This is a genomic window from Variovorax sp. KBS0712 (genome assembly GCF_006323185.2).
GTDB lineage: Bacteria > Pseudomonadota > Gammaproteobacteria > Burkholderiales > Burkholderiaceae_C > Variovorax > Variovorax boronicumulans.
On record NZ_VCCD02000003.1, the window covers coordinates 1 to 20,173 of the forward strand.

At 69.7% G+C, this 20,173-nt stretch carries 9 protein-coding genes and 1 pseudogene; 1 reads left to right on the forward strand and 9 read right to left on the reverse strand.

Going from position 1 to position 20,173, the window contains the following annotated elements; all coding sequences use genetic code 11:
• Window positions 1-53 precede the first annotated feature (53 nt).
• The 6 genes and pseudogenes from FFI97_RS24905 to FFI97_RS24930 form a co-directional block, all read right to left on the reverse strand.
• A complete protein-coding gene (locus tag FFI97_RS24905) occupies window positions 54-1,049 on the reverse strand; it encodes an ABC transporter ATP-binding protein (RefSeq protein ID WP_144004526.1) in 996 nt (331 codons plus the stop codon).
• Window positions 1,049-2,086: an ABC transporter ATP-binding protein gene (locus tag FFI97_RS24910; RefSeq protein WP_139699995.1), complete on the reverse strand. Its 1,038-nt coding sequence runs from the start codon at window positions 2,084-2,086 to the stop codon at window positions 1,049-1,051. Before FFI97_RS24910 ends, FFI97_RS24905 begins: the two co-directional genes overlap by 1 nt.
• Window positions 2,086-2,925, reverse strand: a complete 840-nt coding sequence (locus FFI97_RS24915; protein ID WP_095951032.1) for an ABC transporter permease — start codon at window positions 2,923-2,925, stop codon at window positions 2,086-2,088. Before FFI97_RS24915 ends, FFI97_RS24910 begins: the two co-directional genes overlap by 1 nt.
• A gap of 3 nt (window positions 2,926-2,928) precedes the next feature.
• On the reverse strand, window positions 2,929-3,885 hold the full coding sequence (locus FFI97_RS24920) for an ABC transporter permease (protein ID WP_095743846.1): 957 nt from the start codon (window positions 3,883-3,885) through the stop codon (window positions 2,929-2,931).
• Window positions 3,882-5,152: pseudogene (locus FFI97_RS24925) on the reverse strand (lactonase family protein). Before FFI97_RS24925 ends, FFI97_RS24920 begins: the two are co-directional and overlap by 4 nt.
• A 16-nt stretch (window positions 5,153-5,168) precedes the next feature.
• Window positions 5,169-6,743 (reverse strand): ABC transporter substrate-binding protein, encoded by a 1,575-nt coding sequence (locus FFI97_RS24930; RefSeq protein ID WP_139701145.1) that lies wholly within the window; start codon window positions 6,741-6,743, stop codon window positions 5,169-5,171.
• A gap of 193 nt (window positions 6,744-6,936) precedes the next feature.
• On the opposite strand from FFI97_RS24930, the gene FFI97_RS24935 reads away from it, so the two are divergent.
• Entirely contained in the window at window positions 6,937-7,326 is a 390-nt protein-coding gene (locus FFI97_RS24935; protein ID WP_062473709.1) for a RidA family protein, read from the forward strand.
• Here FFI97_RS24935 and FFI97_RS24940 read toward each other — a convergent pair whose 3' ends face one another.
• The 3 genes from FFI97_RS24940 to FFI97_RS24950 all read right to left on the reverse strand — a co-directional run bounded on the left by FFI97_RS24940 (window position 7,327) and on the right by FFI97_RS24950 (window position 20,161).
• The gene (locus FFI97_RS24940) at window positions 7,327-7,947 is read right to left on the reverse strand and encodes an ATP-dependent Clp protease proteolytic subunit (protein ID WP_070059889.1); all 621 of its coding nucleotides are present in this window, start codon (window positions 7,945-7,947) and stop codon (window positions 7,327-7,329) included.
• 107 nt (window positions 7,948-8,054) lie between these two features.
• The gene (locus tag FFI97_RS24945; protein WP_139701144.1) at window positions 8,055-8,687 is read right to left on the reverse strand and encodes a sigma-70 family RNA polymerase sigma factor; all 633 of its coding nucleotides are present in this window, start codon (window positions 8,685-8,687) and stop codon (window positions 8,055-8,057) included.
• Window positions 8,688-8,707: 20 nt separating this feature from the next.
• A complete protein-coding gene (locus tag FFI97_RS24950) occupies window positions 8,708-20,161 on the reverse strand; it encodes a filamentous haemagglutinin family protein (RefSeq protein WP_139701143.1) in 11,454 nt (3,817 codons plus the stop codon).
• Window positions 20,162-20,173 lie beyond the last annotated feature (12 nt).

A 20,173-nucleotide genomic window follows, 5' to 3' on the forward strand; every position in this document is an offset into this window, starting at 1 on the left:
ACGGTCGCTCAGCAGCGGGTCGATGAAATCGTGTGTCGAGGAAGAAATGTCGGTCATGGTCGTGCAACGGCGATGTGGGGGAGCAGTTCTTTGCGGATGCAGGCGCTGTAGTGTGCGGGGGAAATCTCGTCGAGGCTGGGCACCGTCTGCGCACAGGCCTCGATGGCGTGCGGGCAGCGCGTGCGGAACACGCAGCCCGAGGGCGGCGAGATCGGGCTGGGAATGTCGCCCTTCAGTGCGATGCGCTCGGTGGCCAGCTCGGGATCAGGCTTCGGGCTCGCGGCCAGCAGCGCCTGGGTGTAGGGGTGCGAGGGGTTCGCGAACAGCTCCTCGGTGGTGGCCACTTCCATCACCTTGCCCAGGTACAGCACCACCACGCGGTCGCACAGGTACTCGACCACGTCGAGGTCGTGCGAGATGAAGAGCATCGTCAGGCCCAGGCGCTCGCGCAGGTCCGCCAGCAGATTGATGACCTGCGATTGAATGGACACGTCCAGCGCCGACAGCGGCTCGTCGGCCACGATGAACTCGGGCTCCACGGCCAGCGCGCGGGCCACGCCGATGCGCTGGCGCTGGCCGCCCGAGAACTCGTGCGGGAAGCGGCTGGCGTGCTCGGGGCGCAGGCCCACGGTCTCCAGCAGCTCGGCGATGCGCTTGTCGCGTGCCGCTGCGCCCTTGTGCAGGCCGTGCGTGGACAGCGCCTCGCCCAGGATGGCGCTGATGCGCATCTTCGGGTTCAGGCTGGCGTACGGGTCCTGGAAGATGATCTGCAGCTTGCTGCGCAGCTTGCGCATGCGCTCGCCCGAGAGACCGCCGATGTCGTCGCCCCGGTACAGCACCTGGCCCTCGGTGCGCTCGACCAGGCGCAGCACGGTGCGCCCGATGGTGCTCTTGCCCGAGCCCGATTCGCCGACCAGGCCGAGGGTCTCGCCGGGGTGGATCGCGAAGGACACGTCGTCCACCGCGCGCACGGGGCGCTCGCTGCTGCCGAAGTACTTCTTGAGGCCGCGGACTTCGATGAGGGGCGAGGAAGAAACAGCGGTGGTCATCATGCAGCCCTCGCGAGCGGTTGGTCAGGCTGCACGCGCACGCAGCGCGCCTGGCGGTCCTGGCGGATGTCGATCAGCGGCGGCATCGCGTCTTTGCAGCTCGCCAGCGCCTGGTCGCAGCGCGGCTCGAAGGCGCAGCCCGGCGGCGGGGCCAATGGGCTCGACACCTGCCCGCGAATGGCGAACAAGCGCTTGGGCTTGGGTTGCCCAGGAATCCGTGCCTTGCCCGGCAGGCAGGCCAGCAGGCCCTGCGTGTACGGATGCTCGGGCTGCGCGAACAACGGCCGCACGGGCGCACGCTCGACCACGCGGCCCGAGTACATGACCACCACGTCGTCGGCATGGTGCGCCACCACGCCCAGGTTGTGCGTGATGAACAGGATGCTCATGCCCGTCTCGGCCTGCAGCCGGCGCATGAGTTCGAGGATCTGCGCCTGGATGGTCACGTCCAGCGCGGTGGTGGGCTCATCGGCGATCAGCAGCGTCGGGTCGCAGGCCATGGCCAGCGCGATCATCACGCGCTGGCGCATGCCGCCCGACAGCTGGTGCGGGTACTCGTGGATGCGTTGCGCGGCCGCCGGAATCTCCACCAGCTCCAGCATGCGCAGCGCATGGGCCAATGCCGCCTTGCGGTCGAGCCCCTTGTGCAGGCGCACGCTCTCGGCAATCTGCTCGCCGATGGTGAAGACCGGGTTCAGGCTCGTCATGGGCTCCTGGAAGATCATCGACAGCTGGTTGCCGCGCAGCGAGCGCATCTCGCGTTCACCGATCTGCAGCAGGTCGAGTGTCTTGCCTTCGCGGGTGACGAAAGATGCCGATCCGCTGACCTGTGCGTTGGCGGTCTTGGGCAGCAGGCGCATCAGCGTGAGGCTGGTGACCGACTTGCCCGAGCCGGATTCGCCCACGAGCGCGGTGGTCTTGCCGGGCTGGATGGCAAAGCTCACGTCGGCCACTGAACGGATCAATCCGTCTTCAGTGGGGAAGCTCGTGCTCAGGTTGGTGACCGTGAGGCGTGGGGTCTGGTTGACTTTTTGCATCACGAGGTCTTCTTGAGCTTGGGGTCCAGCAGGTCGCGCACGCCGTCACCGAGCAGTTGCAGCGACAGCGCCGTGAAGATGATCGCCAGGCCCGGGAACAGCACCACCCAGAAGGCCTGGTGCGCGTACTGCTGGCTGCCCGCGACCATGGTGCCCCAGGTGGGGATCTCGGGCGGCACGCCCACGCCGAGGAACGAGAGGCCGGCTTCGGCCAGGATCGCGTAGGCGAAGATGAACGACACCTGCACGAGGATCGGCGACATCAGGTTCGGCAGGATGTGGCGCCAGAGGATGCGCGAGGTGCGCACACCCAAAGCGCGCACGGCTTCGACGAACAGCAGCTCGCGCACCACCAAGGTCGAGGCCCGCACCACGCGTGCGACACGCGGCGTGTAGACCAGCACCAGTGCGAGCACGGTGTTCATCAGCGACGGTCCCAGGATGGCCACCAGCGCGATGGCCAGCAGGATGTCGGGGAAGGACATCATGGCGTCGACCACGCGCATCAAGGGAGCATCGAGACGGCGGAAGAACCCGGCCATCAAACCCAGCACCGTGCCGGCGATGACCGCGCCCAGCGCCGTGAGCGCCGCAATGGCGAGCGAGTAACGGGCGCCGTGCACGATGCGCGAATACATGTCGCGCCCGAGTTCGTCGGTTCCGAGCAGGTGTTCGGCGCTGGGCGCCTTCAGGCGCTGCAGCACGGCCGTGTCGTTAGGGTCGGCCGACGCGAACAGCGGTGCACCGACAGCGAGCACGGCGATCACCAGCAGCACCAGGGCGGACACCATCACGATGCGGCGGTGCATCAGCTGGCGGAGCATTCGAGGCATGCGCATCGTTCAGACCTTCACGCGCGGATCGACCACCGCGTACAGCAGGTCGATCGAGAAATTGATGAGCACGTAGATCGCGGCAATCACGAGCAGCGCACCTTGAATGACGGGGTAGTCGCGCCGCAACACGGCGTTGACCACGAGGTTGCCCACGCCGGGCAGGCCGAACACGGTCTCGGTGATGACGGCGCCGCCGATCATCAGCGCGACGGTGAGGCCGATCACAGTGACGATGGGCACCAATGCATTGCGCAGCGCATGCTTCAAGACGACGACCTTCTCGCTCAGGCCCTTGGAGCGCGCGGTGCGCACGTAGTCTTCGCCCAGCACGTCGAGCATCGAGGCGCGCGTGAAACGGATGATGAGTGCGGAGTTCAGCAGGCCCAGCACGGTGGCGGGCAGCACCAGCGCGTGCAATCTCTCGGCAAACGGCGCATCGGGTGCGCCGTACCCCGAGACCGGGAACCAGCCGAAGGACACCGCAAAGATCTGGATCAGCACGATGCCCAGCCAGAAGCTGGGGATGCTGGCGCCCAGCATCGCGATGCCGGTGAAGAACTGGTCGACCACGCGGCCGCGGAACACCGCAGAGACGATGCCGCAGGGCACGCCGATGAGCGCCGCGATGGCCACGGCCAGCAGCGCGAGCAAGGTGGTGGGCTCGGCGCGCTCCCACAGTGCCTGCGTGACCGGGCGCTGCAGGAAGATCGAGGTGCCCAGGTTGCCCTGCAGCACTTCGCGCAGCCAGTAGCCGAACTGCACGGGCAGGGGTTTGTCCAGGCCGTAGTCCTTCTGCACGCGGGCGATGTCGGCAGCGGTGGCCTGGTCGCCCAGCAGCACCGAGATGGGGTCGCCCGAGGCCGCGCGGGTGAGCACGAAGACCAGCACGGCCACCAGCGCCAGCACGATGAGCATGCCGCCCGCGCGCGAGGCGATGTAGCGAAGCGATGCGCTCTTGATCATGACGAGAACTCGATGGCGGCGGCGCTGCCGACGGCCACGTACTGGCCGGTGAACTGCACGTCGCCGTTTTTCTTCACGCGGAAGATGGTCACGTTGTCGCCCTGCTTGTTGTGGCACACGTAGAGAAAGCGCCCGCTCGGCTCGAGCGTGCAGCTGCGCGGGTAGTTGCCGCGCGTCCACTCCTCGCGCACCAGCGTGGGCGCGCCGGTGCGCGCATCGATCTTGAAGATGGAGATCGAATCGTGCAGCCGGTTGAGCGACACGAAGTGCGTGCCGCCCGGCAGCATGCGGATGCCCGAGGCGTAGCTGGTGCCCTTGAAGCCGGCCGGCAGCGCCGAGGTTTCGCTCACCAGCGTGAGCACGCCGGTGACGCCGTCGTAGCGCAGGAAGGCGATGGTCGAGGCCTCTTCGTTCACGAGGTAGACCCACTTGCCGTTCGGATGGAAGGCGAAGTGGCGCGCGCCCGAGCTTTCGGACACGGCCACCGTGCTCGGCTGGCTCAGCACGCCGGTGGCGCGATCGAAGCGGTACGAGATGACGCGGTCGAGCCCCAGGTCGGCCACGAGCACGAAGTTACCGGCCGGGTCGGCCTGCACCATGTGGGCGTGCGGGCCGTCGTGGTCGCTGGTGGCAAAGCCTTCGTGCGAGCGCGCGGCCAGCGGCACCACGTCGGCGCCGGGCTTGCAGGGCGTGGCGGCGCCGCAGGCCGCGACGTCCTTGTAGACGACGGCGGCGCGGTCGGTGTCGAAGCTTCCGTCGGTGCGCAGCGCGATCACGCTGACGTCGCCACTGGCGTAGTTGGCGGTGAACACGAAGCGGCCGTCGGGGTGCACGCTCAGTGCGCCGGGTCCTTGCCGCCGCAGGGCATCTCGGCCACGAACGACAACGCGCCGTTCGCGCCGATGCGAAAGGCCGAGACGGAGCCGGCCTCGAACTCGTTGGCCGCGTAGAGCATCGGCAGCGTCGGGTGGCGTGCGAGCGAGGCGGGGTTGCGCAGCTTGGCATCGCTGCCCGCGCTGGCCACGGCCGGGGGTGCACCGGGGATGGGCTTGAGCGCGCCGGTCGCGCCGTCCACCACGAACTGGTGCACGCCGAGCCCGCGTCCGCCGCGCCACGGCTTGCCGCCGTCGCTGTAGGTGCCGACGTAGGCGTACACGGGGTCCGAAGTGGTGGCTTGAGCGGGAGTGGCCATGGATGGTTTGAGTCCGAGGGCGCCCAGGCCGGAGGCCAGTGCGCTGACTTGCAGAAGTTGACGACGCGACGGCATGGCGGTGCTTGCGGCCTTACTTGATCTTCGCGTTCCAGAAGAACGGCCAGGTCGCGGGCTGGTAGTTGTCCAGCGCCGGGCTCTTGGCAGAGAGGCCGTTGAACTTGCCGACGTTGATGTACGGCACCTCGTCGTACACCACCTGCTGCACCTTGCCCCACAGCGCGCCGCGCTTGGCCGGGTCGCTCTCGGTGTTGAAGGCGCTGAGTGCGGCCTTCTTGGCGGGCGAATCCCACCAGCCGGGTGCGCCGTCGCCCAGTTGCGGCGGCGAGAGCATGGGCTCGGGGAACTGGCCCGAGTGGGTCACGTAGATGTCCCACAGCTTCGGGTCGTTGCGCCGTTGCACCAGCGTGGCCCAGTCGACCACGTTGAGGTCGACCTTGAAGCCGGCGCGCTTGAGCTGCTCGGCCATCAGCAGCGACATGTTGTAGTGAAAGTCGTATTGGCGGCTGGTGAGCACGCGGATCGGCTCGCCCTTGTAGCCGGCCTTGGCCGCGGCGTCCTTCGCCTTGGTGGCGTTGCGCTGGTTGTAGTGGTCGGCGCCGGCCGCCGAGTAGAACGGCGAGCCTTTGGGGAAGTGGTTGGCCTCGGCCACGAAGAAGCGCGTGTCGCCGAAGCCGGCCGCGAGCATCTCGCCCTGGCCCAGCGCGGTCTGCACGGCCTGGCGCACCGCCGGGTTGGCGGCCACGCCTTCCTTGGTGTTGAGCACGAGGTAGGGGAAGCCGAACGACGGCGTCATGATCGGCAGCGTCTTGCCACCGGCCTTCTCCAGGCGCGGCAGCGCTTCCACCGGCAGCAGGTCGGCGAAGTCGTACTGGCCGGCCAGCGCGCCCTCGACGCGCGTGCTGGCGTTGGGCACGGGCACGAAGCGCAGCTCTTCGATGGCGGCTTCGCGCTTGCCGCCGTAGCCGCTCGCGGGCTCCTTGCGCGCGGCGTACTTGTCGAAGCGCGTGAGCAGCACGAACTGGTCGGGGCGGCGCTCCTTGAACTTGTAGGGGCCGGTGCCGACGAAGTCCTTCAACGGCGAGGCGATGGAGTCCTTGGCCATGATGGCCGCCATGCCGCTGGGCAGTGCGAGCTGCGACAGCAGCGGCGCGTACGGCGCCTTCAGCACGATCTCCACGCCCAGCGGGCCCTTGGCCTTGAGGCTCTCGATTTCCTTGCCCACGGCCTTGCCGCGCGGCGACTGGTCCATCCAGCGCTGCAGGCTGGCCACCACGTCGTCGGCCGTGAGATCGCGCCCGTTGTGCAGCGCCACGCCCTTGCGCAGCGTGATGGCGTAGGTCTTGCCGTCTGCGGAGATCTTGGGCATCGTCTCGGCCAGCATCGGCACCACGTTCCACTTGGCGTCGAAGGTGTAGAGCGTCTCGTACACGTGCTGCATGATGGTTCCGACCAGATCGGCCGTGGAGGCCATCGGGTCGAGCGTCTGCGGCTCGGCCACCATCGCCAGCGTGGCGAAGTTGCGCGGGCCCTGCGCGTGGGCGCTGGGGTGAGGCAGTGCGGCACACAGCATCGCGAGCAGGGAAGCTCCCAGCAGGCTGCGCTTCGACAGGCGGGGCAGGCGCTGGACAAGACCGGCGTGAGACATGGAGAACTCCTTCATGGGGCGGACTGATTTATGAAAGAAATTTTCTTTCTAGGCCGAACTCTGAAGCAGACTTCATGCCAAATCATCCGCGTTAACCCTTGTTGAGGGGTTATTCTGAAAAAGTCTTTCAAATCAGACGGATACTGCGGCCCTCACCCGCCCCACTCAACCCCTCTCACTCACAGGAGTTCCCATGCCCCTCGAATACCTCGGCGCCCCGCCCATCGCTTCCGACCGCCAGGCCCGCCCCTTCTCCCCCGCCGTGCGCGCGGGCGATTTCGTCTACGTGTCGGGCCAGGTGCCCGCCAACGCGCAGGGCGAGATCGTGGCCGGCGGCATCGAGGTGCAGACGCGCCAGGTGATGGAGAACCTGAAGACCGTGCTCGCGCTGGCCGGCGCCACGCTCGACGACGTGTGCAAGAGCACCGTCTGGCTGCACGACGCGCGCGACTTTGGTGCCTTCAACCGCGTCTACATGAGCTACTTCGGTGAAAACAAGCCGGCGCGCTCGACCACCGAGGCGCGCCTCATGGTCGATGCGAAGGTCGAGATCGACGTCGTCGCCTACAAGCCCAAGGCCTGATCAGGCCGGTCGCAACTCGGTCTTGCGCTGCACGATGCGCGAGACCAGCCCGTACTCCACGGCCTCCGTGGCCGACAGCCAGCGGTCGCGCTCGATGTCGGCCAGCACCACGTCGATCGGTTTGCCGGTTTCGCGTGCGATCTCGTGCGCGATGCGCTGGCGGGCCTTGATGATTTCCTGCGCCTGGATCGCGATGTCGGTCGCCTGGCCGCCCGCGCCGCCGCTGGGCTGGTGGATCAAAAAGCGCGTGTTAGGCAGGCACACGCGGCGCTCGCGCGGCGCCGCCAAAAACAGGTGCGTGGCGGCGCTGCCCACCCAGCCGGTGCCGATCATGTGCACCGGCGCGCTGATGAAACGCACCACGTCGTGGATCGCGTCGCCCGACTCCAGGTGCCCGCCGGGCGAGCTCACGAGGATGTCGATGGGTTTGTCGCCGCTGTCGGCATCGAGCGCGATGAGCCGGCGCGTGACATCGGCGGCCACGCTGTCGGTGATGCTGCCGAAGATCAGCAGCGTGCGCGACTTGAACGCCTTTTCCTCGAGGTAGGAATTGCGCGGCTCGGCCGTCGCTGCGGGCGGGGTGTCGTCGTCGGTTTCCAGTGTTGAAAACATGGGCTGCATGAAGAAAGCTCCTGTGGTTGAACTGTCTTGACGAACAAGCCCACAGTTTCGTGACATTGCGCCTGCTGTGGCAAGCTGCGCCGTGGTGCCGCGGTGCCACGTGCCGCTCAGGCGGCCATCCGGGGCGACACCACGGCCCTTCGGGGTGTACCGACGCCGGCCAGCACCGGCCGGCCCGTCATCGCGCCGCAATGGTCCAGCGCCTGGCGCAGGACGGTATCCACGTTGCGCAGCGACAGCCCGTAGTGGGAGGCCACCTCCTGGCGCGTCTTCTCCTCGATGCGCAAGGCCTCGAGCACCGCCCGGTGACGCCGCGGCAGGCCCTGCATCGCGCGGTCGACCGAACCGACTTCGGCGCGCACTTCGGCCATGTCCTCGGGCCCGGGCGCGTGGTCGATGGCCGACTCGACGGCGGTGTGCGGGTCGTCCACATAGCGCCATGCCCCCTCGCTGCGCAACCGGTCCATGGCCAGGTTGCAGGCCACGCGATAGACGTAGGCGTTGGGGTTCTCCACGGGCGCGCCCACCCGCAGGTGGCCCAGCCGCAGCCAGGCGTCGTGCAGGCATTCGCTGGCCATCTCGGCGCACCCGAGATGGCGGGTCAGCTTGCGCCGCAACCCTTCGTAGTTGGCGCAGAGAAAGACCTGCAGCGCCAGGCGACGCTGCGCTTCGTCCCGCAGCGCATCGGCCGCCTCGTCGCGCGCCGGTGCTTCCTGTTCGCAAAGGACACTGGGTGCCATGACATGCCGCTCCTGCCCGCCTAGCGGTCCTGCTGCAGGCGACGACGCTCGTCGCTGCTCAGGGCGGCCCAGTGCCTGGGGTCGATCTTGCGGCCCATGCCCACCACCTGCACGGGGTTCTGCGGGTCGTAGTCGACCTGCGCCCCGGATTGCAGTCCCGACCGCGGCGCCGGCGCGTCGCGCCCCTCTTGTGCGGGCTCGTTGCCGAAGCCGAGCACGCGCACCGTGAAGACCGACGCCAGCGCCTGCCGCGCGGCCGCGCGCTCGCGCTGCACCGCGTCCTGCGCCGCGGCCGTCGCCTGCGCAGCGGCAGCGCTCGCGTTGGTGAGCGCGCCGATGTTCACCGACGCGATCACCGGCAGGCCCTTGGTCTCGCCCTTGACCTGAATGTTGTCCGCGTTGAGCACCTGCAGCGCCGCAATGTTCAGGTTGCCCGCCACGCGCAAGCCCGCATCGCCGGCGTTCACGGTGCCGCGCGGCGCGACCAGGTCGACGTCGCCGTCGCCCACGGTGCCGATGCCGCTGCCGCTCATGTCCGACTTCTCGCGGATCACCGTCACGCCGTCCAGGTCGGTGGCCACCTCGGGCGCCGAGGGCACGCGCAGGGTCTTGGCGCCGCGCCCCGCATCGATGTCGCCAACGGTGGCCCAGATGATCTGGTCGCTGCCCTCCTTGGTGACCTCGGGCACGAAGGACAGGATGCGCGACTGGTTCACCGTCACGTCGTCCTTTGCGAAGATGCCGATGTGCCCCGAGGCCAGCGTCACCAGGCCATAGCCGGCCGGCACCGTGGCGCCCAGCGCTGCCACCTGCAGGCCCCCGCCGGGCGTGAGCACGTCGATGTCGCCGCCGGCCATCGTGCGCAGCATGAGCTTGTTGGCCGCCACGTCGCCCTTCCAGTCATCGCCCGGGAACAGCGTCTTGATGGCCGCGTAGCCGCGGTTGTAGCCGCCGTTGCGCGGCAGCCCGCCGGTGCCCGGTTCGTTCTGGTCGCGCCCCGCTTCGCGCAGTTCGATGAGGAAGATCTGCCGCAGGAACTGCTGCTGTGCGAGTGCAGGCAATTGCTGGAAGCGCGTCCAGGCGTCCAGCGGTGCCAGCGTCTCGCCGGTCATGTCCTTCATGTACGACACCAGCCCCCGGCGCACGGTCTTTTCCTGTCCACCTTCGCGCGCTTCGAGCTGGTCCGTCAGGTAGATGGGCAGCACCGTGCCGTCGGCGCCGCGGGCCTTCAGGTGGTCGGGCATGGACGCGACGGCCGCGGGATCGAGGTAGGCGCGCGTGAACGCCTCGTAGCCCACCGCGCGGTTCAGTCCGGCCATGGCGGTGATCGTGGCGCCCTGCGCCGGCAACCCCTTGACCTGCGACTCGGGCCGTGCGCGGTTGTCCCTGTCGTAGCGCTGGTTGCCCAGCGTCTGCACCTGCAGGTTGTCCGCGTACAGGTCGCGGCCGGCGGCGAGCACCAGGGCACCCGGGCCCTGCAGTTCGATGTTGCCCGTCAGGCCGACCGGGAATTCGTTGTCGCGGTCCAGGCGCAGCACGCCTTCCATCGCCAGGATGTCGTTGCCCGCTTCCAGCAGCGTGACGTCGGAGCCGCGCAGGTTGCGCCCGGCCAGGCGAAGGCCGCGGATGTCGGTGCCCGCGCGCACCCAGGTCTGCTCGTTGGCCTTCACGTCGAGCCCGACGATGGAGCCCCGCGATGCATAGATGCGGCTGGGCTCGAAGTCGTTGGCCAGCGGCAGCACCTCGGGGTTGTGGACGCTGCGCAGGTATGCGGTGTTGATGAAGGTGGACGAGGCCGGGCCGATCAGGTTGTCGAGCATGTCCTCCATGTTCATCTGACTGACCGGCGAGCCCGCGCCGGCCGGCATGTAGCCCGAGGGCATCATCGCGGGCGTGGCATAGGCCATGAGCAGCGGCGCGTCGAAGCGGATGTCGCTCTTCGCCACCAGCCTCACGTCGTTGGTGGTGCCCGGCAGCACGTGCAGCGGCCCGTCGATGGCGATGCCTCCGTTCAAAGCGGCCGCCGAGAACCGCGCCGGATAGCGGTTGCCGCCGAAGCCCACCAGCGTGTCGGTGTCGAAGCTGTTGAGCAGCAGGTCGCGGAAGATGAACGTCGCGCGGTTCACGAAGGTGATGTTGCCGCCGGTCGACACCAGCCGCAGCGCGCTGCGATCGGTGTAGCCGCTCATGTAGGCGCCGTAGTTCAGCACCTGGCCGTCGTTGCGCAGGCCTTCGCCGTACGTCACCAGCAGCGGATCGATCACGGTCTGCAGGCGCAGGTCGCCCGCCGTGCGCAGGCTCAGCGTGGCATCGCCCAGCGCGAGCACCGGGGCCACGGTGTAGTTCGTCTTCGTGAAGCCGCCGGCACTGTCGTCGCGGGTCAGCACGACCGTGTGGCCGACCGCCGTCTCGCCGGCACGGATGTCGCCGGCGCCGCGCGCCACGTAGTACTGGCCGCCGCGGATCGCACCGCCGGCCTGCACCGTCATGGCACCGCCATTGCGCATTTCCATGGTCATCGCCTCGCTGGCGGAACGGCCGCCGCGCATGCGCATGTGGGTCGGCAAGGCGACCAGCAGGTTGCGCAGGTCGCCGCCCGCGTCCACGGTGACGTTGCCGCCGCCCAGCGCGCCCACGCCCTGCTGGAAGCGCGCGTAGTCGATCCACCAGCTCGATTGCTCCGGCGCGTGGATGACAGGGCCGTAGGTGCCGTCCGGATGCATGGCGTTCTCGCCGTTGGTGTACTCGCCGAAGAAGCGCTCGGCGTTGAGCGTGCCCTGGCGGTTGAGCCATTCGGTGAAATGCTGGCCCGAGGGCATGGCCTCGATGCTGCCCAGTGCACCGATGACGAGGTTGCCGCCTTCCACGCCGTAGCTCGCGTTGCGGTTGGCGGTGGAGAAGTCGCTCCACATCGTCGTGTCCTTGCGCCCGGCGGTGTAGATCACCGATTCCTTGTGCGCCAGGCGAAGGTCGCGGCCCGCGCGCACCTCGAGATCGCCCGTGCCGGTGCGCACGAGCTTGCCTGCGCCGTTGTCGGGCGCCGGGTCGTCGTCCGTCGGGACGGCGGTGTTGGCCGTGCCCACGGTGATCGAGCCCTTGCCCGTAGTCTGCGCGACGAGGGGCCGCAGCGCCATGGCATCGGCCGAGGCCAGCTCCCCGCCCGCCACCAGCCGCAGGTTCCACGAAGGGCCCGCCTGCAACAGGCCGCTGCGGTCCGCCGCGTCGAAGCCGTCGCTCAGGTGGCCGTTGATGGCCAGGTTGCCGCCCGCGCGCAAGGTCAATGTGCCTTCGCGCGCATTCGGGAAATCGCTGTACAGGTTCCAGTCGCTGTTCAGCGCAAGATCGCCCGCGCTGCGGATCTCGATGCCCGGCATGACGTCCAGGGCCGTGCCCAGCCGTGCGGCCACCGCGCCCGATGCACCGCGAAAACGCGCGGCATGCGCGATGGCGTCGGCCTTGACCGAATCGACCGTGGCACCGTCGTAGTCCTTCACGTCGTAGGTGCTGACGCCCTCGAGCACCGCCGAGCGCGCGCCGGTGACGGTGGTGCGCAGTGCGGTCACCGCGAGGTCGTCATGCGCCGCGTTCTGTTGCGCGCGCAGGCGCACCTTGCCGCCTTCGTTGCCGGCCACGTCGATCAGGCCACCCACGAGGTTCAGCTGCCCGCCGGCCGCTTCGAGCGTGACGCGGCCGTTGCCGAGGCGGCCGGTCGCACCGGCGAGCAGCTGCGCGCCGGGCTGCATCGCCACGCCGTTGCCGGCCGTGATGCGGATGGCGCCGCCGTAGGCCGAGCGCGCATCCACCGTGCCGGTGATGTCGATGCGGCCCCGGTCCGCCGTGAGGCCGAAGTCTTCCACCTGCGTGAAGCCGCCCAGCGCCACGTCGCCCTGGCGGATGCGGAACTGGCGCGACCCGTTGAAGCCCGCGTCGTTCAGCCGTTGGCTGAAGCCGGCGAAGTCGGGCAGCGCCTCGATGTCGAGCGAGAAACTGCCGGCCTTGCCACCGGTGCGGCTGGCCTGCGCAGCGATCAGGCCGTCGAGCACCACCGTGCCGCCCTGCGATGCCGCCAGGCTCAGCGTGCCGGCGTCGCCGCCGTCCGGGTGCGCGGCCAGATGAAGCCGGCTGCCGGCGTCCAGCCGCACGTCGCCGCCCGCCGCAGACAAGGTGATGCGCCCCGCATCCGCGTGCTCGGCCACGTCGAAGAACTGCTGGGCCGAGCCGCCCACGTCGATCAGCGCGCCCTGCGTCACGACCAGGCTGCCGCCGGTGGCCGTCATGTCGATGCTGCCGCCCCGCGCGACCGCCCGGCCGCCGAAGGCGATGCTGCGGCCAGTGAGGTCCAGCCGCAGGCCCAGGCTTTCCTGTAGGTCGAACGGTGCGGCCGTGCCTTCCGGCGATGCCATGACCTGCAAGGCACCGCCCGTGGCAATGGACTGCGCCGCGCCACCGCGGCCGGTGAGCAGCGGCGTGCGCAGCGTGAGCGGCGCGGCGCCGGTGTCGATGCCGCCCGCGCCTTCGCCGACGATGGCATCGCGGCCGGCCAGCGTCACGGCGCCGAAGCCCGAGAACGTCTTCTGGCCCGCGCCCAGCACGAGCGTGGCGGCGTCGAGGGTGAAGCCACCCGCACCCGCGCCGGCCGGCACGTTCGCGCCGCCGCCGCTGTTGATGAGCGCGATGCTCTCGCCCTTGATGACCACATCGCCCGCGCCTCGCCCGACGAACGCGGCGCCATCGAAGGTCAGCGCCTTGAGGCCGGCCGCGCCCAGGTCGAGCGAGCCGTAGAAGTCGAAGCCGGTGTAGCTGCGCAGCGTCAGCCGCGTCGAATGGGCCAGCTGCGCGAGCGCACCGCTGTCCAGCACCATGCCTTCGGTGCCGCCGCCGAAGCCGATGCGGCCGGCCGCCACCGACAGGTCGGTGCCGGCGATCTGCGCCGAGGCGGCCAGCTCCGTCGTGCGCGTCGCGTCGATGAGCAAGGCCGCGCCGCCGTCGACGACGGCACCGGCACCGATCGAGACCAGCCCGCCGCGCGAGGTGTCCACGCCCTGGCGGATGACCTTGGCCGCATCGCCGGTGGTCACGCGGACCAGCGCGCCCCAGTCTTTGGCGGGCGTGGTAAGCACATCGTCCACGGCGTCCTTGGCGTCGATCACGCCGTCGGAGTTGTCGTCCAGGTTGCCGTCCGGGTCGGTGTAGACCGCCGCCACTCTCGGCTTCATGACCAGGTTGCCCGAGCCCCGGCCGCCGGCGCCCCGTGCGCTGACGCGGCTTGCGCCCTCGATGGCGACCTGATCGCTGGCCGCCAGGATGATTTCGGGACCGAAGAGTTCGGAGCCTTCGTTGTTGCGCACGACGATGTCGGTCGCGGTCACGTCCAGCTCCAGGCCGAGCGCATTGCCCTGGCGCTTGCCGCCCACCAGCAGGCTGCCCGCGCCGAAGTTCGACAGGCTCGCCGAATCGATGACGAGGTAGCCGTCGGCCTGCAGGCTGGCGGTGTCCTGCCCGCTGCCGACGATGGCAATTTTCTTGCCGGCGATGTCGACCAGCCCGCCGCGCCCGCCCGCATCGGGTGCCGAGCGCAGCGTGCCGTCCAGCACCAGGCGTCGCTGCGCGTCGAACACGACCGCGCCGCCGTCGCGCGGCAGGCGGGGCGTGACGACGTCCTGGCCAGTGAGACGGTACTGCGTGAGCTTGAAGGCTTCGGACGAAAAGAAGTCGTTGGCCGTGGCCTCGTTGTATTCGGAATAGCGGCGCAGCGTGCCGCCGGACATCACGCGCCAGGCCGTGGTCCGCGCGTCCTGGCGGCCGCCATGGGTGTCGCCGGCCCGGCCCTGCATGACCAGGCTGCCGTCCGGCGCGCGGGTGGCCGGCGCACGTGCGCCGCCCCATGCCTTGCCCGTCGCCTGCACCGCGAAGGCGCCGGGCAGCAGCGCAAAGCGCGCGGGCAACAACTGGTACCAGCCGGCCGCCAGCCCGGGGCCGCCGGCGAGCCAGACGCGCTGCCCCGCCGCGCCAGCGCCCGCGCCGGCAGCCACAGGTGCCGCACCGGCTTGGCCGGGCAGGATCGCGTACATGCCCGGCATGGCCAGCACGTCGTGCGAGCCGCCCGGGCCCGGCACGAATTCGGAGGCATGCAGGTCGCCGCCGCCCGCGATGTCCACCACCGCGCCGCGTGCCAGTGCCACGTCGGGCGACTTCATGGTGATGCGCTTCTCGGGCGGCGCAACCAGGGAGCCGCGCGACGGATTGGCGACGTCGACGCCCTGGGTCGGGTCGTGCCAATGTTCGTTGTTGGACAACGTGCCGAAGGGCACGGTGACCCCGGCGCCCGACACCGACGTGAGGCTGCCCGCGCCCAGCGACAGGCGTTCGCCCGCATCCAGTTCGATCTGGCCGAAGGGCGCGCGCAGCACGCCGTTCTGCGCGATCACCGGCGCTTGCAGGCGCAGGCTGCCGCCGGCCGACAACGGCGCGCCGCCGGCATCGCCTTCGCGCTCGACGGTGATCGAATCGCCCGCGCGGACCACGCCGGCCATCGCGGTCGTCGGGTAGACCTGGCCGGCCCGCAGCACGAGGTGGCCGTCGACGTCCAGGTTGACCTGCAGCTTCGTTTCTTCGGTGATCTGCGTGGGCAGCGCGCCACCGATGCGGATCTCGCCGGCTTCGAGCACCGTGCGGCCGAAGCCGCCGATGCGCACGGCGCCGGTCTGGAACTGCCCCTCGTTCTCCGAGGTCGTGATGTCGATCAGCGAACCGGCCAGGGTGAGCTGGCCCGTCGCCGCGGCGGATGCTGCCGACGGAGCGCGCAACGCCTCGGGCACGGCCGACAGCACGATGTGCGGCGCGCGCAGCGACGACGACGAGGCCGCGTGCCCGACGATCGGCCCCTGCAGCGAGATCGAGCGACCGAGCGCGAAGTGCGCGTTGTCCAGCCGGATCGCACCTTGCGTTGCATTCACCAGCGAGAGGTCGGCAAAGCCGCCGTCCTTGAACGCCTGCGGACGCACCGTCAGCGCGAACTGGCGGCCGGGCTTGTCGAGCAGGTCGCGCAGCAGCTCGCCGCCCGAAAAGAAGATGTCGCGGAAGTTGTCCAGCGTTTGCGCGGACAGTCCGAACTGCGCCGGATCGAGCGGGCTGGAGGGGCCGGGCAATGGCAATGGCAACCGGTCGGACACCACCAGTTCCTTGGTGTCCGCCAGCGCCGCGGCCAGCGACGACGGCAGCACCATCGGGCCGGCGATGTCGTAGCCCCATTCGCGAAGGCCGGGCGCCCAGTCGAAGTCCAGGCCCTGCTTCCAGTCGCTGCACGCGCCGTCCACGCGGAAGCCGTAGCAATCGGGGTCGGGCAGTGCGCGCGCGAGCTGCTCTAGCGGCGAGCCGTTCAGGCCGGACGACGCGGTCATGTTCAGGCGGATGCGCCCGCCGATGCCGCCGGGTCCGCCGGCCGTGCCCCGCATCGTGCTTTCGATCAGGCCTGCGCCCGTGATCTCGATCAGGCCGCCGTTGCTGTCCAGCTGGATCGCCTGCGCGGGCCGGGGCACGCGGGTGCCCGAAGGGCCGGCATCGGCGACATCGTCGATCGTGCCGGTGGCGCCCGAGACGTCGATGAGTCCGTCTTTCTCGAGCCGCAGTTCGCCCGCCTGGACCGTCACCGTGCCGCCGTCACGCACCTCGCCCACGCGGCGGCCGGTGCTGTCGACGTGGATCAGCGGCACGCCGCGCGCCAGCAGTTCGCCGCCGGCTTCGAGGGCGACCGTGCGGCCGTTCAGGCCGATGCGCCCGGCCGGCGCGTCGAGTCGGCCCGCCACCGTGAGCACGCCCAGGTCGCCGCCGGCGCTGAGCGACAGGCTGCCGCCGGTGTCGGTGCGCACCGTGGCGCCGCGCGCCATCCGGATCGGACCGTTTTCCGTGCCGAGCCGCAGCGATGCGGGGTCTCGCGCCGCACGCTCTTCGGGTCGCAGCACGACCAGCGGCGCCACGTCGGCCAGGTTGCGCCCGCTGGGCAGATCGCGCCAGGCGAAGCTGCCCAGGTCAATGCTGGTGGCCTGCTGCGACACCGCTGCGTCCTCAGGCAGCGTGATGCCCTTGCCTTCGCCGCGCACCGAGACCGAGACCTTGCCGAAGCCGCGCTCTCCGAAGAGCGTGGCGGGCAGCACGACAGCAGCAGCAGCTGCTGCTGCATCCGCTGATGCGGCGGTATCGCCCGGCTGCACTGCGGGCGCAACGCCGCCGACCTGCACGGATGAAGCGGTTGCCAGCGACAGGCTGCCCGCCGAGCCCGCGGCGTGGGCGCGCAGGTTCAGCGCGCCCAGGTCCAGGTCGGGTGTCACGCCGGTCAGCGAGATCGCGCCCGCATCGCCCACGCGCAGCGTCGGCAAACCCTTCTTGCCGAGGTCCGTACGGCCGCCACCCGACACATCGAACACGGCCGCCTTGTGGGCCGAGATCTTTCCGACATTGACCGTGATGGCACCGCCATCCACGGCCCAGGCGCCGCGCAACGCGCCGTCGCGCCAGGTGTTGATCCACTGCCCGCTGGCGTCCAGGCGGCCGTGCTCGCCCACTTCGAGCAAGCCGTTGGCCGAGGACAGGCTGATCTGCCCGCCGGGGGCGCGGATCTGGCCGTGGATGCGGATGTCGTTCGTCGAGCCTTCGGTGCCCGCCACGAACAGCGACGCGCCCGGCGACAGGGTGACTGCGGCGCCGCCTGCCAGCTCGAAGTCGCCGTTGATGGTGTTCAGCACGATGGTGCCCATGCCCGAATCGCTGAGCATGTCGTCCGAAAGGAAAGTGAGCTTGCGCGACTTCTGTTCGTCGGGCTTGAGCTGCACGTAGAAGTCGTCGCCGAGTTTGGTCCTGGCTTCGAAGTCCTGCGCGAGGCGCTTCGGGTCGTGCGTGACGACGATGGTGCCCGGCGACCAAGGCCGGCCGTCCGGCGTGTTCTCGCCCAACTCCAGTCGCCCGCCCTTGTTCCCACCCGGGTTCTGCGACTGGCGCTCGCCCACCACCACGCCGCCCAGCATGTCGCCCTCGAGCACCATGGCGTCGCCCGCATGGATCTGCACCGCGCCGGCCTTACGCCCTTCGGTATAGCCTGCTTCCTTGTAGTCGGCGCCGATGAGCGGCGTGCGCCAGGTGGTCTTCACGCCCCAGCGCAGATGCTCTTTCGTGAACTCGCCGGCGATGCCGGTGTAGCCGGTGTCGGACATAGCCCGGTCCATCGTGTGGATGCGGCCGTCGGCGCCCATGAGCTTGGTCGCCGTGTTCATGCCGTCGGTGTAGCGCACCGAGCCGCCGGACACGTCGAGCATCGAGCCGGCGCGCGTGATCACCGAGCCCCCGGCGCGCAGTTCGATGCGGCCCGCGTCGGCCGAGAGTTCGCGCAGGTCGGTCTTGCCCACGCCGACCCAGCCGGTCACGTCGCCCAGCGGCGTTCCCACCCAGGCGCCGGGAATGTAGGTGACGCCGTCGGGGCCGAGCACCCACTGCACGCCCGCCATCGGACCGTCCCTGAACACGCCGTTCACGCGCCGGTCGACGATCACTTTCTTGCCGCGAATCCAGGCGTCGAGCTGCAGCGGCGAGTCGCGCAGTTCGTTGATGCGCATCTCGGCCTCGATGAAGTTGCGCGACATGTCCACGCGCATGCCCTGCAGGCCGGCCACGCTCAGGAACGCCTCGCCGTCCACGTAGATGCGGCTCGCGTCGCCCCGGCTGCCGGGCTTGTAAAACTGAAGCTGCGTGAACAGCGGGTTGACCGCCGATTCGACCTTGATCGTTCCCGCCGGCACCAGCACGCCGGCCCTCGCCCGCACGTCGATCAGTTGCCCGTACAGGCTCACCCGGCCGGGCTGGTAGCGCGTGGCGAGCGCAGAGGCCTCGATCTCGCTGGTGTCCGAGGCGTCGGGCAGGACCTGCGAGATGCTGCCTTCGCCCAGCGTCAGCGTGCCGGCCGACCAGTTGATGAAATCGTTCACGCCGTCCGCGTACATGTGGGTACCCAGGCCCCACGCGCGCATCAGGATCGAGCCATTGCGGTTGTTCAACGCCGTCGTGGCGTTCAGCACGCCGGACTGGCGCACGTCCTGCGCCTGCAGCGTGATATTGCCGCGCTCAGCCTGCACGGTGCCGGTGTTGACCACCTCGTAACCGACGGCCTTGGCGCGCGCGGCCATCTCGGGCATGACGACATCGCGCAGACCGGCAACGAAGTTGGCGTCGGCATAGACCGGCGACAGGTTGAGTGCGCCCAGCACCTGGCCGCCGGTGAAGGCCCAGCCGGGCACGGCCGACGCGCTCACATCCAGGCCGCGGGGCGCGTTCGGGTCCTGCGCGGACGGCGTCTTCAGGTAGATGTTTTCGCCGGCCGCCAGGATGACCTGGCCGTCGGGCGCCGAGATGCGGCCCGCGTTCTGCACCTTGGGCGCGAACAGCATGACCTTGCCGCCGCTGCTCGCCGACAGCTGCGCGCCGGCGTCGACCCGCACCGCGCCGGGTGCCGCGCCGGGATCGAAGCGGTCCACGTTGCCCATGCGGTCGGGCGCGCCGCCGGTGCCGGCCTTGAAGCCGTTGTCGCCATAGATCTCGGGCCGTGCGGAGGTGAATTCGCCGAACTGCGGAATCGGGAAATCGTTGCCCTGGTTGGAGAGCACCTGCGGGTTGTTGATGCCCAGCTTGAACTGCTTGTCCGACAGCGCAAGGCTGGACGCGACCAGCGAGCGCGTGTCCACCTGGCTGGAGCCGGTGAAGACGATGCCGTTGCGGTTGATGAGGTACACCGAGCCGTCGGCCTTGATCTGCCCCGCGATCTGGCTGGGTCGGCCGCTCGGGTCGTTGATGCGGTTCAGCGCGATCCATGCGTTGGTGCCGTCGGGCTTGGCGCCGCCCTTCTGGTCGAACTGCACCGTGGTGTGCTTCCCGACGTTGAAGCTCTCCCAGTTCAGGATCGCCTTGTCGTCGGTCTGCTCGATGCCGACCACGGTGCGGCCGCCCGCCGCGGTCTGCACCGGCGCCCTGGCATTGAGCCAGCCTGCGGTGAGGCTGTTCGTATCGACCTTGAGCCCGCCGTCGGCCAGGCCGTCGGGGATGTCCGAGCCCCCGTTCGATGCGGCCTCGCGTGCGGCCGCCTGCGCCGCCTGTTGCGCGGCAATGGAACGCGCCGCCATGTTCAGGTTGCCCATGGAGCGCTGCAACTGTTCGCCGGCCTTGCGCTGCTCCAGCGGGTTGGTCAGCATCGATGCCGGCATGCCGTTGGGCAGGCGGCCCGTCGCCGAGGCGGTGTTCTGCACCGCGCTCTTGTTGGCGAACCAGGCGCCGCTGAAGGCCTGCTGGGCCTGGGCATCGAGCACCAGGGCGCCGTTGGCCGCCAGCGTCATGGCAATGGCGCGTGCGATCGGCGCCATGCGAAAGCGCCGCGCCTGCCGCCGGTTGCGCGCCTTCGTTGCGTGGATCGGTGTGAGGGGCCCGCGTGTGCTCATGAGTCGTTTCCG

Excerpts from the sequence above, each read along its gene's own strand:
- FFI97_RS24945 (WP_139701144.1), bottom strand. The coding sequence starts at position 8,687 with ATGGCACCCAGTGTCCTTTGCGAACAGGAAGCACCGGCGCGCGACGAG.
- FFI97_RS24935 (WP_062473709.1), top strand. The coding sequence starts at position 6,937 with ATGCCCCTCGAATACCTCGGCGCCCCGCCCATCGCTTCCGACCGCCAG.
- FFI97_RS24910 (WP_139699995.1), bottom strand. The coding sequence starts at position 2,086 with ATGCAAAAAGTCAACCAGACCCCACGCCTCACGGTCACCAACCTGAGC.
- FFI97_RS24915 (WP_095951032.1), bottom strand. The coding sequence starts at position 2,925 with ATGCGCATGCCTCGAATGCTCCGCCAGCTGATGCACCGCCGCATCGTG.
- FFI97_RS24920 (WP_095743846.1), bottom strand. The coding sequence starts at position 3,885 with ATGATCAAGAGCGCATCGCTTCGCTACATCGCCTCGCGCGCGGGCGGC.
- FFI97_RS24940 (WP_070059889.1), bottom strand. The coding sequence starts at position 7,947 with ATGCAGCCCATGTTTTCAACACTGGAAACCGACGACGACACCCCGCCC.
- FFI97_RS24905 (WP_144004526.1), bottom strand. The coding sequence starts at position 1,049 with ATGACCACCGCTGTTTCTTCCTCGCCCCTCATCGAAGTCCGCGGCCTC.
- FFI97_RS24930 (WP_139701145.1), bottom strand. The coding sequence starts at position 6,743 with ATGTCTCACGCCGGTCTTGTCCAGCGCCTGCCCCGCCTGTCGAAGCGC.
- FFI97_RS24950 (WP_139701143.1), bottom strand. The coding sequence starts at position 20,161 with ATGAGCACACGCGGGCCCCTCACACCGATCCACGCAACGAAGGCGCGC.